The organism is Ideonella sp., from assembly GCF_041287625.1.
Taxonomy (GTDB): Bacteria; Pseudomonadota; Gammaproteobacteria; order Burkholderiales; family Burkholderiaceae_C; genus Ideonella.
On sequence record NZ_JBGGNH010000061.1, the window covers coordinates 18,607 to 31,686 of the forward strand.

The 13,080-nt window shown below is 66.9% G+C and carries 12 protein-coding genes; 11 read left to right on the forward strand and 1 reads right to left on the reverse strand.

Going from position 1 to position 13,080, the window contains the following annotated elements:
* Nucleotides 1-106 precede the first annotated feature (106 nt).
* From def to pyk, 9 genes are all read left to right on the forward strand, one after another.
* Complete coding sequence (gene def, locus ACAH41_RS22615; RefSeq protein ID WP_325653342.1) at nt 107-622, forward strand: peptide deformylase; 516 nt, start codon at nt 107-109, stop codon at nt 620-622.
* Between the two features lie 65 nt (nt 623-687).
* Nucleotides 688-1,659, forward strand: coding sequence for a methionyl-tRNA formyltransferase (fmt, locus tag ACAH41_RS22620; protein WP_325653728.1), 972 nt, complete (start codon nt 688-690; stop codon nt 1,657-1,659).
* Nucleotides 1,660-1,782: 123 nt separating this feature from the next.
* Nucleotides 1,783-2,631 carry a zinc metalloprotease HtpX gene (gene htpX / locus ACAH41_RS22625; RefSeq protein WP_325653343.1) on the forward strand — a complete coding sequence of 283 codons (849 nt, stop codon included), beginning with the start codon at nt 1,783-1,785 and terminating at the stop codon, nt 2,629-2,631.
* Nucleotides 2,632-2,721: 90 nt separating this feature from the next.
* Nucleotides 2,722-3,120 (forward strand): hypothetical protein, encoded by a 399-nt coding sequence (locus ACAH41_RS22630; RefSeq protein ID WP_325653344.1) that lies wholly within the window; start codon nt 2,722-2,724, stop codon nt 3,118-3,120.
* Between the two features lie 72 nt (nt 3,121-3,192).
* Nucleotides 3,193-3,936 (forward strand): AzlC family ABC transporter permease, encoded by a 744-nt coding sequence (locus tag ACAH41_RS22635; protein WP_325653345.1) that lies wholly within the window; start codon nt 3,193-3,195, stop codon nt 3,934-3,936.
* Complete coding sequence (locus tag ACAH41_RS22640; protein WP_325653346.1) at nt 3,933-4,262, forward strand: AzlD domain-containing protein; 330 nt, start codon at nt 3,933-3,935, stop codon at nt 4,260-4,262. The genes ACAH41_RS22635 and ACAH41_RS22640 overlap by 4 nt, the downstream gene beginning before the upstream one ends.
* A gap of 46 nt (nt 4,263-4,308) precedes the next feature.
* Nucleotides 4,309-5,502, forward strand: coding sequence for a phosphoglycerate kinase (locus ACAH41_RS22645; protein ID WP_325653347.1), 1,194 nt, complete (start codon nt 4,309-4,311; stop codon nt 5,500-5,502).
* A 150-nt stretch (nt 5,503-5,652) separates the two neighbouring features.
* Nucleotides 5,653-7,974, forward strand: a complete 2,322-nt coding sequence (locus ACAH41_RS22650) for an NADP-dependent malic enzyme (protein ID WP_325653349.1) — start codon at nt 5,653-5,655, stop codon at nt 7,972-7,974.
* 122 nt (nt 7,975-8,096) lie between these two features.
* Nucleotides 8,097-9,527, forward strand: coding sequence for a pyruvate kinase (gene pyk / locus ACAH41_RS22655; RefSeq protein ID WP_325653350.1), 1,431 nt, complete (start codon nt 8,097-8,099; stop codon nt 9,525-9,527).
* A 148-nt stretch (nt 9,528-9,675) separates the two neighbouring features.
* Here pyk and ACAH41_RS22660 read toward each other — a convergent pair whose 3' ends face one another.
* Nucleotides 9,676-10,695 carry an STAS-like domain-containing protein gene (locus ACAH41_RS22660; RefSeq protein ID WP_325653352.1) on the reverse strand — a complete coding sequence of 340 codons (1,020 nt, stop codon included), beginning with the start codon at nt 10,693-10,695 and terminating at the stop codon, nt 9,676-9,678.
* A 301-nt stretch (nt 10,696-10,996) separates the two neighbouring features.
* Here ACAH41_RS22660 and fba point away from each other — a divergent pair, with 301 nt between their 5' ends.
* Nucleotides 10,997-12,061: a class II fructose-bisphosphate aldolase gene (gene fba / locus ACAH41_RS22665; protein ID WP_370538483.1), complete on the forward strand. Its 1,065-nt coding sequence runs from the start codon at nt 10,997-10,999 to the stop codon at nt 12,059-12,061.
* 110 nt (nt 12,062-12,171) lie between these two features.
* Nucleotides 12,172-13,068, forward strand: a complete 897-nt coding sequence (locus ACAH41_RS22670) for a phosphoribosylaminoimidazolesuccinocarboxamide synthase (protein ID WP_325653355.1) — start codon at nt 12,172-12,174, stop codon at nt 13,066-13,068.
* Nucleotides 13,069-13,080: the final 12 nt, after the last annotated feature.

Consider the following 13,080-nt stretch of genomic DNA (forward strand, 5'->3'; position numbering starts at 1 on the left):
AACAGCTGTGTTGTGAAACCGCACGTTGTGCAGGGTCAACAATGGCGAATGCGCTTGCTTCCCTTTGCGCGCCGCTGACAGATCGATTTCCATCCATTCCCATACCATGGCCCTGCTCCCGATTCTTCGATATCCCGATCCCCGCCTGCACAAGGTGGCCGAACCGGTGCTGGCGGTGGACGCCGAAGTCCGGCAACTGGTCGACGACATGCTGGACACGATGTACGAGGCCGAAGGCGTCGGCCTGGCCGCGACCCAGGTCGACGTGCACCGCCGCGTGATCGTGATGGACACCTCCGAGGGCCGCGACCAGCCACTGGTGCTGATCAACCCGGAACTGCTGAAGCTCAGCGACGAGATGACCATGGCCGAGGAGGGCTGCCTGTCGGTGCCTGCGATTTACGACGAGGTGCCGCGCCATGCCCGCGTGACCGTGCGTGCGCTGGGCCGGGATGGCCAGCCCTATGAATTCGACGCAGAGGGCCTGACGTCCGTCTGCGTGCAGCATGAAATGGATCACCTGGCCGGCAAGGTGTTTGTCGAATACCTCAGCCCGCTCAAGCAAGGCCGCATCAAGACCAAGATGCTGAAAAAGACGCGCGACGACGCCAAATTGCGTTGAGCGCGCCGGAATTGATCCGCATGGATGTTTCCCCGTCTTCTCAGGACTCCCCGGCCTCGCCGCCCTTGAAACTGGTGTTTGCCGGCACGCCCGAGTTCGCCGCCGTGGCCCTGCAGGCCTTGCTGGCCGCCGGCTTCGAAGTGCCGCTGGTGCTGAGCCAGCCGGACCGCCCGGCCGGCCGCGGCATGAAGCTGCAGGCTTCACCGGTCAAGGCGCTGGCGCTGCAGCACGGCTTGGCGGTCAGCCAGCCGCGCAGCCTGCGGCTGGACGGCAAGTACCCGGAAGACGCCGCTGCGGCCCGCGAAGCCTTGCTGGCCGCAGCACCCGACGTGATGATCGTCGCCGCCTACGGCCTGATCCTGCCAGCCTGGGTGCTGGCCTTGCCGCGCCTGGGGTGCTTGAACATCCATGCCTCGCTGCTGCCCCGCTGGCGTGGCGCCGCGCCCATTCACCGCGCCATCGAGGCCGGTGACGCGCGCACCGGCATCACCATCATGCAGATGGATGCGGGCCTGGACACCGGCGACATGCTGCTGATCGGCGAGCAACCCATCCAGCCGGACGATCGCACCGCGACGCTGCACGACCGCCTGGCCGTCCAGGGTGGCAAGCTGATCGTGCAGGCGCTGCAAACCCTGCAGCGCGGGCAGCCGTTGCCGGCCACGCAGCAGCCGGCGGACGGCATCACCTACGCGCACAAGATCGACAAGGCCGAGGGCAGCATCGACTGGCGCTCGCCCGCTGCGTTGATCGAACGCCGCATGCGCGCCTTCGACCCCTTCCCGGGCGCCAGCTTCGCCTGGGACGATGAAGTCGTGAAACTCTGGCAGGCTGAGTTGCGGCCGGCCTCTGCCGGTGCAGCACCTGGTCAGGTGCTGGCCGCATCGGGCGACGAGTTGGTCGTCGCCTGCGGCGACGGTGCGCTGGCGCTGCAGCAGGTGCAACGGCCTGGCGGCAAGCGCGTGCCGGTGTCGGCGTTGCTGCAGGTTCGGCCCGGCCAAGTCGGCCAGACCCTGTCGCTGCCTGGGAAGCTGTGAACCGCCGCGGCGGTTGAACTTCGGCTGCCCGCCGCCATCTGATCCAGCGACGCGGTCAATCGGCCGCGCCGGTCGCGCCACCTGGTGTTGGCGTGTGTCATCCGATGCTGGAAGGAAGTTGCCATGTTCAACCTGATGAAGACCGCCGTGCTGATGGCGGCCATCACCGCGCTGTTCATGACCATTGGCCGGCTGCTGGGCGGCCAGCAAGGCATGGTGCTGGCGCTGGTCGTCGCGCTGGGGATGAATTTCTTCAGCTACTGGTTCTCCGACAAGATGGTCCTGCGCATGTACAACGCGCAGGAAGTCGACGAAACCACCGCGCCGCAGTTCTACCGCCTGGTGCGCGAGCTCGCGGCCAGAGCAGAGCTGCCGATGCCGCGTGTCTACCTGATCCAGGAAGACGCGCCCAACGCCTTTGCCACCGGCCGCAACCCGCAACACGCCGCGGTCGCCGCGACCACCGGCATCCTGCGCGTGCTCAGCGAGCGCGAACTGCGCGGCGTGATGGCCCACGAGCTGGCGCACGTGAAACACCGCGACATCCTGATCTCGACCATCAGCGCGACCATGGCTGGTGCGATCGGCATGCTGGCCAATTTTGCGATGCTGTTCGGCGGGCGCGACAGCGAGGGCCGCCCGGTCAACCCCATCGTTTCGATTTTGGTGATGCTGCTGGCGCCGCTGGCCGCCAGCCTGATCCAGATGGCCATCAGCCGCTCGCGCGAGTTTGAAGCCGACCGCGGCGGTGCGCAGATCTCCGGCGATCCGCAGGCCCTGGCCTCGGCGCTGCAGAAAATCCACCGCGCAGCGCAGGGCCTGCCGCTGGAAACCACCGAACGCCACCCGGAAACCGCTCAGATGATGATCATGAACCCGCTCTCCGCCGGTGGCCTGCGCGGGCTGTTCTCTACCCATCCGTCCACCGAGGAACGCGTCGAGCGCCTGCTCGCCATGGCCGCCGGGCGCTGAGAAGCCCATCTTTCCTGCGCGAGATCCGGCCATCGCGGGCTCAAGCCCGCGGCTCCGTGGGCCGATACACCAGGGATGCGCCGCATCCTCTTGCCCATCCTTGTCCTGGCCAGCCTGCTGGCCGGCTGCGACCAGCTGGGCATCGAGTCCGCCACGGTCACCGCCGAGAAGAAATCCGCCGAGGGCAAGGCCATTGGCGCGGCTTGTCGGCACGCAGGCCGCGCCATCGAAGACTGCTACACGCTGAACAAGAAGGCCGAGAAGGCCGCCATCTACGCCGGCTGGCGCGAGATGGACGACTACATGCGTGAAAACAAGATCGAACCGGTGGTGCCGGTGATCAAGCCGGAAGAGAAGAAGCCAAAACCGGCCGAAGGCGAGGAAGCAGCCGCAGACGACAGCAAGCCTGCCGCCAGCGAAGCCGGGAAAGACGGCAAGGACCTGCGGCCTGGCAAGGATGCAAAGGAAGCGAAAAAGCTCGCGCACTGAAGCACGCCAACGGCGCAGCGCGCCGATGCCCGCCTGAAACTCCCGCCGCTTGGCCCGTAGGACAATGCCGGCATGAGTGTTTCCGAGCCGTTGTGGCGGCATCCTGAATTCCGGCGTGGCGCGAGGGAGATGGTCGGCATCGCGCTGGGCATCGCGGCCTGGGGGCTGGTGACCGGCGTGGCGATGGTCAAGACAGGCCTGGGCGTGCCGCTTTCGGTGCTGATGTCGTTGCTGGTGTTTGCCGGCAGCGCGCAGCTGGCAACGCTGCCGCTGATCGTCTCCGGCGCGCCGATCTGGGTCGTCTGGGCCACGGCCATTTGCGTGAACCTGCGTTTCGTGATCTTCAGCGCCGGCTGGCGGCCTTATTTCGGCCATCTGCCGCGGCGCCAGCGCATGTGGCAGGCCTACTTCACGGCCGACCTGAACTACGTCTGCTTCATGCGGCGCTTCCCGGAGCCCAGGCCCTCGCCAGAGCAACTGCCGTATTTCTGGGGCGGCGCGGTCGTCAACTGGCTGGCCTGGCAAATCCTGTCGCTGCTGGGTATCTTCCTGGCCGACACCATTCCCACCGCCTGGGGGCTGGGCTTTGCCGGCACGCTGGCGTTGCTGGGCCTGGTGGGTTCGCTGCTGTCGGACCGGGCGACCTGGATTGCCGCCGTGGTGGCCGGCTGCGCAGCCGTTGCGGCCTATTCGCTGCCGCTCAAGCTCAACATCGTGACGGCCATCGCCGCTGCAGTCGCCATCGGCGTGCTGATGGACCACTTCAAGGCCCCGGCGCTGCCGGCGCGCATGGCCGCGCCGGAGGACAAGACATGAGCGCATGGGAAACCGTGGTCGCCCTGGTCGGGCTCGCGGCCATCACCGTGCTCACGCGCGGCTTTTTCCTGCTGCCCGAGCGCGAGGTGCCCATTCCTGAGTGGCTGCGAGAGGCACTGCGGCATGCGCCGCTGGCCGCGCTGGTGGCCGTCGTCGTGCCGGAAACAGTGATGACACAGGGCCATCTCATCCATGATTGGCGCGACGCGCGGCTGTTCGCCGCTGCGGCCGGCGCGCTGTGGTTCTGGTGGCGCCGCGGCATCCTCGGCACCATCGTTTGCGGCACCGTGGTGCTGCTGGCGCTGCGCCTCACGCTGGGCTGGTGAGCGCCGCGCCGCTGTTTTCTTCCTCCACTTCAACCATCACACCACCATGAACGTCATCCGCTTTGCAGACCTCGTGGCCCAGGGCAAAGTCTCTGGCCAACGCGTGTTCATCCGCGCCGACCTCAACGTGCCGCAGGACAAGTCGGGCAACATCACCGAAGACACCCGCGTGCGCGCTTCGGTGCCTTGCATCGAGCTGGCGCTGAAGGCTGGTGCTGCGGTGATGGTCACCAGCCACCTGGGCCGCCCGACCGAAGGCGAGTTCAAGCCCGAGGATTCGCTGGCGCCGGTCGCCGTGCGCCTGGGCGAGCTGTTGGGCCGGGAGGTCAAGCTGGTGGCCGACTGGGTCGATGGCGTGGACGTGGCGCCGGGCCAGGTCGTGCTGCTGGAAAACTGCCGCGTGAACAAGGGCGAGAAGAAGAACGACGAAGTGCTGGCCAAGAAGATGGCCGCGCTGTGCGACATCTTCGTGCACGACGCCTTCGGCACCGCACACCGCGCCGAGGCCTCGACTTACGGCATCGCCCAGTTCGCCAAGATCGCCTGCGCGGGCCCGCTGCTGGCGGCCGAGATCGACGCGATCAACCTCGCGCTGGCCAACCCGAAGCGCCCGCTGGTGGCCATCGTCGCCGGCTCCAAGGTCTCGACCAAGCTGACCATCCTGCAGTCGCTGGCCAAGAACGTCGACGGCCTGATCGTCGGCGGCGGCATTGCCAACACCTTCCTGCTGGCCGCCGGCCTGAAGATCGGCAAGAGCCTGGTCGAACCGGACCTGTTGGGCGAGGCGAAGGCGGTGATCGAGGCCATGAAGGCGCGCGGCGCCGAGGTCCCGATCCCCACCGACGTGGTCTGCGCCAAGACCTTTGCCGCCGACGCACCGGCCACCGTCAAGGCCGCGACCGATGTGGCCGACGACGACCTGATCCTGGACATCGGCCCCGAGACTGCGGCCAAGCTGGCTGCGCAACTGAAGGCCGCCGGCACCATCGTCTGGAACGGCCCGGTCGGCGTGTTCGAGTTCGACGCTTTTGCGCATGGCACCGAAACCATTGCCCGAGCCATTGCCGAGAGCGATGCCTTCAGCATTGCCGGCGGCGGCGACACGCTGGCGGCCATCGCCAAGTACGGCATCGAGAAGGACGTGGGCTACATCTCCACCGGCGGCGGCGCCTTCCTCGAAGTGCTGGAAGGCAAGACCCTGCCGGCCTTCGAGATCCTGAGCAAGCGCGCGCAAGGCTGAGTACCGCCTACGGTGGACATGAGGTTATGCATTTTTTGCATGATTGTGGGTTTCCCTTAGGGCGGCGGGTTTGGCAGGGATAGATTGGGGTGGATGCACTTGGCGTTGGGCCAGGCGCACCCACGCTTCTGTCCTTCATCTGCAGTGTCCATGACCAAGCCTTCCTTGTCTCCCGCCGAACAGGCCCTGCGCGAAGCTGCGCTCGAATATCACCGCAGCCCGACGCGCGGCAAGATTGCGGTCACTCCGACCAAGGCCTTGTTGAACCAGCGTGACCTGTCGCTGGCCTATTCGCCCGGCGTGGCCTATCCGTGCCTGGCGATCGAGCAAGACCCTTCGCTGGCGGCCGAGTACACCTCGCGCGCCAACCTGGTCGGCGTGGTGACCAATGGCACGGCAGTGCTGGGCCTGGGCAACATCGGGCCGCTGGCTTCGAAGCCGGTGATGGAAGGCAAGGGCTGCCTGTTCAAGAAGTTCGCCGGCATCGACGTGTTCGACATCGAACTGGCCGAGAACGACCCCGACAAGCTGGTCGAGATCATTGCCGCGATGGAGCCCACGCTCGGCGGCGTGAACCTGGAAGACATCAAGGCGCCTGAGTGCTTCTACATCGAGAAGAAGCTGCGCGAGCGCATGAACATCCCCGTCTTCCATGACGACCAGCACGGCACGGCCATCATCTCCAGTGCCGCGCTGCTGAACGGGCTGGAACTGGTGGGCAAGCAGATCGGTGAGGTCAAGGTGGCGGTTTCCGGCGCTGGTGCTGCGGCCATTGCCTGCCTGGACGTGATGGTCGGCCTGGGCGTGAAACGTGAGCACGTCTTCGTCTGCGACTCCAAGGGCGTGATCCAGAGCGAGCGAGAGGACGCGCGCAGCGGCAAGCTCGATGAATCCAAGCAGCGTTATTGCCACGTCACGCTGGCCCGCACGCTGGGCGACGTCATCGAGGGCGCGGACGTGTTCCTCGGCTGTTCCACGGCTGGCGTGCTGACGGCCGAGATGGTCAAGAAGATGGGCAGCCAGCCCATCATCCTGGCGCTGGCCAACCCGGAGCCGGAGATCCGCCCCGAGCTGGCCAAGGCCGCCCGGCCGGACTGCATCATCGCCACCGGCCGTTCGGACTACCCGAACCAGGTCAACAACGTCCTCTGCTTCCCGTACATCTTCCGCGGCGCGCTGGACTGTGGCGCCACGCGCATCACCGAGGAGATGAAGCTGGCCTGCGTGCGCGAGATCGCCGCGCTGGCCAAGGCCGAGGCCTCCGACGAAGTGGCCGCGGCCTATGCCGGCAAGGAGCTGAAGTTCGGCCCGGAATACCTGATCCCGACGCCGTTCGACGCGCGGCTGATCCTGCGCATCGCCCCGGCCGTCGCCAAGGCGGCGGAGGCTTCCGGCGTGGCCACCCGGCCCATCACCGACATGGACGCCTACCGCGACGTGCTGAGCCGCTACGTCTACCAGACCGGCATGTTCATGCGCCCGGTGTTCGCCGCAGCCAAGCTGCAGCCGGCACGCGTGGTCTATGCCGAAGGTGAGGACGAGCGGGTGCTGCGCGCGGTGCAGGCGGTGCTGGACGAAGGCCTGGCCAAGCCCATCCTGATCGGGCGTCCGGCGGTGATCGCGATGCGCATCGAACGTGCCGGGCTGCGCCTGAAGCCCGGCTTGGACTTCGAGGTGGTGGACCCGGAAGATGACCCGCGCTACCGCGCCTGCTGGGAGGACTATCACAAGCTGATGGGCCGCGACGGCGTGTCACCCGAGGCTGCCAAGGCCGCACTGCGCCGCTCCAACACCTTGATCGGCGCGATGCTGCTGCGCCGCGGCGATGCCGACGCGATGCTGTGCGGCCTGGTCGGCCGTTTCGATGGCCACTTCGAGCATGTCAAGGCGGTGATCGGGCCGCGGCCCGGCATCACGACGATGGCGACGATGAATGCGCTGATGCTGGACCAGCACACGCTGTTCATCACCGACACCTTCGTCAACGAGGCGCCATCGGCCGAGGAACTGTGCGACATCGCGCTGATGGCCGCCGAAGAGGTGCAGCGCTTTGGCCTGCCGCCCAAGCTGGCCTTCCTCAGCCACTCGATGTACGGCTCGTCGACCCGGCCCAGCGCCAGGCGCATGCGTGCCGCGCGCGACCTGTTCGTGCAGCGCGCGCCCGAGATCGAGTGCGATGGCGAGATGCACGGAGATGCCGCCTTGTCCGAGGACATCCGCAGCGCCATCCTGCCGGAGAGCACGCTGAGCGGCAGCGCCAACGTGCTGGTGATGCCCAACATCGACGCCGCGAACATCCTGTTCAACGTGCTGAAGGTGACCGGCGGCCACAACGTGACGGTCGGCCCGATCCTGCTCGGCGCCGCCGCGCCGGTGCATGTGCTGACGCCTTCGGCAACGATGCGCCGCGTGGTCAACATGACCGCCCTGGCGGTGGCCGACGTGGCTGCCCAGCGGGCCGCGGCGAAGTGAAACGGGCGCGGACCGGCCGCACGGCGGCGGTCTGCGGTTTCACCGTTTTGCGTTGGTAATTCGCTTGTAACGCCAAGCGCCCGTGGCTGCGGATAATGAGGCCCCCCTCAGGAGACCGCTTCATGTCCCGTGCCACCAAAATCGTCGCCACCCTTGGCCCAGCTTCCAGTGACGCGGAGGTCCTGGAGCGCTTGTTGCAGGCTGGCGTGGACGTGGTGCGGCTGAACTTCAGCCACGGCAAGGCGCAAGACCACATCGACCGGGCGAACCTGGTGCGTGAATGCGCCGCCCGCGTCGGCAAGACGGTCGCGCTGATGGCCGACCTGCAAGGTCCGAAGATCCGCGTCGGCAAGTTTGCCCAGGGCAAGGTCATGCTGGAAAACGGCATGCCGTTTGTGCTGGACGCCTCGCGCACCGAGCCCGGCGACATCGAAGGCGTGGGCCTGGATTACAAGGAACTGCCGCGTGACGTGAAGCCCGGCGACGTGCTGCTGCTCAACGACGGCCTGATCGTGCTGACGGTCGACCGCGTGCAGGGCGACAAGGTCTACACGCTGGTGAAGATCGGCGGCGAGCTGTCGAACAACAAGGGCATCAACAAGCAGGGCGGCGGCCTGACCGCGCCGGCCCTGACCGGCAAGGACATGGAAGACATCAAGACCGCGATGAGCTTCCAGTGCGACTACCTCGCCGTCAGCTTTCCGAAAAATGCCACCGACATGGAAATGGCGCGCCAGCTGGCCAATGTGGCTGGCGAGCCGTGGCGCCACAAGCCGGCGATGATTGCCAAGATCGAGCGCAGCGAAGCCATCCCGCACCTGGAAGCCATCCTGAAGGCCAGCGACGGCATCATGGTCGCGCGCGGCGACCTGGCGGTCGAGGTGGGCAACGCGGCGGTGCCGGCGCTGCAGAAACGCATGATCCGCATGGCCCGCGAGATGGACAAGATCGCGATCACCGCGACGCAGATGATGGAGTCGATGATCGTCAACCCGGTGCCCACGCGCGCCGAGGTCAGCGACGTGGCGAATGCCGTGCTGGACGGCACCGACGCGGTGATGCTCAGCGCCGAGACCGCTGCCGGCCGTTACCCGGTGGAAACCGTGGAGCAGATGGCGCAGATCGCGCTGGAAGCCGAGCGCGCCGACGATGTGCGGCTGGACGCCGACTTCACCAACAAGCGCTTTGGCCGCATTGACCAGTCGATCGCGATGGGCGCGCTGTTCACTGCGCACCACCTCGGCTGCAAAGCCATCATCGCGCTGACCGAATCCGGTTCAACGGCGCTGTGGATGAGCCGCTACCGCATCAAGGTGCCGATCTATGGCCTGACCACCAAGGCAGGTTCGCAGACGCGCATGGCGCTTTACCGCAATGTGCTGCCCATCCTGATGCCCACCCACACCGAGCGTGACCTGGCGCTGGCCGAGGCCGAGCGGCTGCTGGTCGCCCGTGGCGCGCTCAAGCCCGGCGACACCTACGCGATCACCTGCGGCGAGCCGATGGGTCACCCAGGCGGCACCAACATGTTGAAAGTCTGCATGGTCAGGTGATTGGGGCACCCGGTCTCGCGTGTACGCGAAACCACCCCCCAAGCGGGTTGCGCAGCCGCCTTGGGGCGGCCCGGCGCCGGCTGCGCTTGGCGGCCGTGACGGTTGCTGGGGTGCGCCTTTGAAGCGGGGATGTTGCCCGCTTTCTTGGTCAGTTCGCCTGGACGGCGGCGATCATCGCGGCGACGTTGTGGCTGGCGTTGCGGATCTGCAGTTCGACTTGCTGCTGGTCGCGGGCGAAGACGCGGAAGAGTTCGTCGGCGAAGCCTTGGCCGATGCGTTCGACGCCGCTGAAGTCCAGTTCGGCCAGCTTGAACTGGCCCAGGCGGGCGGCCACGCGGCGGGCCTGCGAGCGGGATTCGAGGGACACGTGTTCGCCGGTCAGCAGGCGCAGCGGCAGCGTGGTGCGCTCGAAGCCGTAGCTCTCGCCGTCCAGGCTGGCCGAGCGCATGACCTGTTCCAGCGTGCGCGGGGTGTCCAGCGCAATCGCCAGGTAGATCGCGCTGCCGCTCTGGCGCATGGCCTTGCCCTGCACCCAGTGTGATTCGCGCCATTCGCGGTGCTGGAAAGCGTGCGAATTGGCGTGCAAATCGAACACATCGGCGAGGCGCGAAGTGAAAAACAGGCCGCGGCCGGTGTGGCGCTGCGGGCTGCTGGTCAGCTTGCCTTTGCTCAGCTCCAGCATCGCGGCGGCCGGGTCTTCGATGTCGAAGCCTTCGCGGATCTTGTCGAACAGGCCGCGGCCGTCGTCCGAGACCAGCAACTGGGCATGGTTGTTCGTCTGGCGCAGCGAGATGGCGACCTGCGTGCCTTCGCTGTGGTCGATGGCGTTGTTCAGCAGCTCGGTGAAGGCGTGCTGCATCATTTCGCGCACATGGACCGGCAGCGAGAAATGCGGTGCGAAGTCACGCGCCCATGGGCGGTCCTCGTCCAGGCCTTGCAGTGGATAGCGCTGCACGATCTGGCGCATGGGGCCGGCCTCGAACTCCGGCCGGTTGAGCGGGCCGGAGCGCTTCAGCCAGCCCAGCTCTGTCAGCTGGTGCACCAGCCGGCGCGCCTTGGCCAGAGAGCAGCCGGCGCGTGCGGCCACGGCCTTCGCCAGGCCGCTGGGGTGCTGCTGCACCAGCGAGGTGATCCAGGTGGTGGCGGAAGCGAGATCGGTGCGGGCCATGGGACTTCTCCGGCGCGCAGGCGCCCTTTGAAACTGCTTGAACGATGTTGGGCTCAAGTTTTGTCCGGCCGGGCCGACAGGCAGCGCCGGAAAAGGCGGGGAAAGGCATGGGAATTGCGGGGATTTGCCGGCATTGCCCCTGGCGCCATCGAGCCGTCCCCACGTCCAGCAGTCGCGTGGCGGCCGGCCCGTCGTTAGAATTTGCCGAGTTACGGCGTGGTTACGAAGGGTGCAGGGCTGCCGCCGGCAGCAGCCCCGCCGCCGGCCCGCCCACCAGATTTTCACTCTCTCGGAGCAGACCATGCCTCTCGTTTCCATGCGCCAGCTGCTGGACCATGCCGCCGAAAACGGCTACGGCATCCCGGCGTTCAATGTCAACAACCTGGAGCAGGTGCAGGCGGTGATGTCGGCCGCGGCCGAAGTCAACGCGCCGGTGATCCTGCAAGCCAGTGCCGGTGCCCGCAAATATGCCGGCGAGCATTTCATCAAGCACCTGATCCAGGCGGCGGTGGAAACCTGGCCCCAGGTCCCGCTGGTGATGCACCAAGACCACGGCCAGAGCCCGGCGATCTGCCAGGGCGCGATCGACCTGGGCTTCGGCTCGGTGATGATGGACGGCTCGTTGCGCGAGGACGGCAAGACGCCGGCCTCGTTCGACTACAACGTCGACGTGACGCGCCGCGTGGTCGAGATGGCGCACAAGGTCGGCGTCACGGTCGAAGGGGAGCTGGGCTGCCTGGGCAACCTGGAGACGGGCGACGCCGGCGAGGAAGACGGCATCGGCGCCGAAGGCAAGCTGGACCACAGCCAGATGCTGACCGACCCTGAAGAGGCGGCGGTGTTCGTCAAGGCCACGCAGCTGGACGCGCTGGCGATTGCCATCGGCACCAGCCACGGCGCCTACAAGTTCAGCCGCAAGCCCACCGGCGACATCCTGGCCATCAGCCGCGTGAAGGAAATCCACAAGCGCATTCCGAACACCCACCTGGTGATGCACGGCTCGTCCTCGGTGCCGCAGGACCTGCTGGCGCAGATCAACCAGTACGGCGGCAAGATGAAGGAAACCTTCGGCGTGCCGGTCGAGGAGATCCAGGAGGCCATCAAGTTTGGCGTGCGCAAGATCAACATCGACACCGACATCCGCCTGGCGATGACCGGCGCCGTGCGCAAGTTCCTGGCCGAGAACCCGGACAAGTTCGACGCCCGCGAATGGCTGAAGCCGGCGCGCGAGGCCGCGATGAAGATCTGCAGGCAGCGCTACCTGGAATTCGGCTGCGAAGGCCAGGCCGGCAAGATCAAGGCCTTGCCGCTGGTGGACGTGGCCCGCCGCTATGCCTTGGGCGAACTGGCGCAGACCGTCAACTGACAGGCTTGCGCGGCGGCCTCTGTTAGGCTGCATTCGCAAAACCGCCCGCCGGCAGAGCCCATGCCGCGCGGGCGGTTTTACAATCGGCTGCTGTTCACCCGAGATTTTCCATGGACCACGCGCTGCACGAAAGCTCCCTGCATTCCCTTCCTCTGCTGGCCCGTGGCAAGGTGCGAGACAACTACGCGGTCGGCGAGGACAGGCTTTTGATGATCGCCTCGGACCGCCTGTCGGCCTTCGACGTCATCATGGCCGAGCCGATTCCCGGCAAGGGCGCGCTGCTGACGCAGATGGCGCTGTTCTGGTTCGACAAGCTGGGCCACCTGGTGCCCAACCACCTGACCGGCGACGCGCCGGAGTCGGTCGTCGCGGCCGACGAGGTGGCGCAGGTCAAGGACCGCGCGATGCTGGTCAAGCGCCTGAAACCCATCCCGGTGGAGGCCGTGGTGCGCGGCTACCTGGCTGGCTCCGGCTGGAAGGAATACCAGGAAAGCCAGTCGGTCTGCGGCGAGAAGCTGCCGGCCGGCCTGAAAAACGCCTCCAAGCTGCCGCAGCCCATCTTCACGCCGGCCACCAAGGCCGAGATGGGCGAGCACGACGAGAACATCTCGTTTGCACAGATGGAAAAGCAGATCGGCGCTGAGCTTGCGGCCAGCATGCGCGCGGTGGCGGTCCGCCTCTACGAAGAGGCCGCGGCCTTCGCGCTGACGAAGGGCATCATCATCGCCGACACCAAGTTCGAGTTCGGCCTGGACGCCGACGGCACACTGACGCTGATGGACGAAGTGTTGACGCCCGACTCGTCGCGCTACTGGCCGGTCGAGGGCTACCAGGAAGGCATCAACCCGCCGAGCTACGACAAGCAGTTCGTGCGCGACTGGCTGGAGCAGGCGACCGTGGATGGCAAGCCCTGGGGCAAGACCGCACCGGCCCCGGCGCTGCCGGCCGAGGTGGTGCGGCACACGGCCGCCAAGTACCGGGAGGCGCTTGAGCGCCTCACCGGCTGAGGCGGGGCGCTG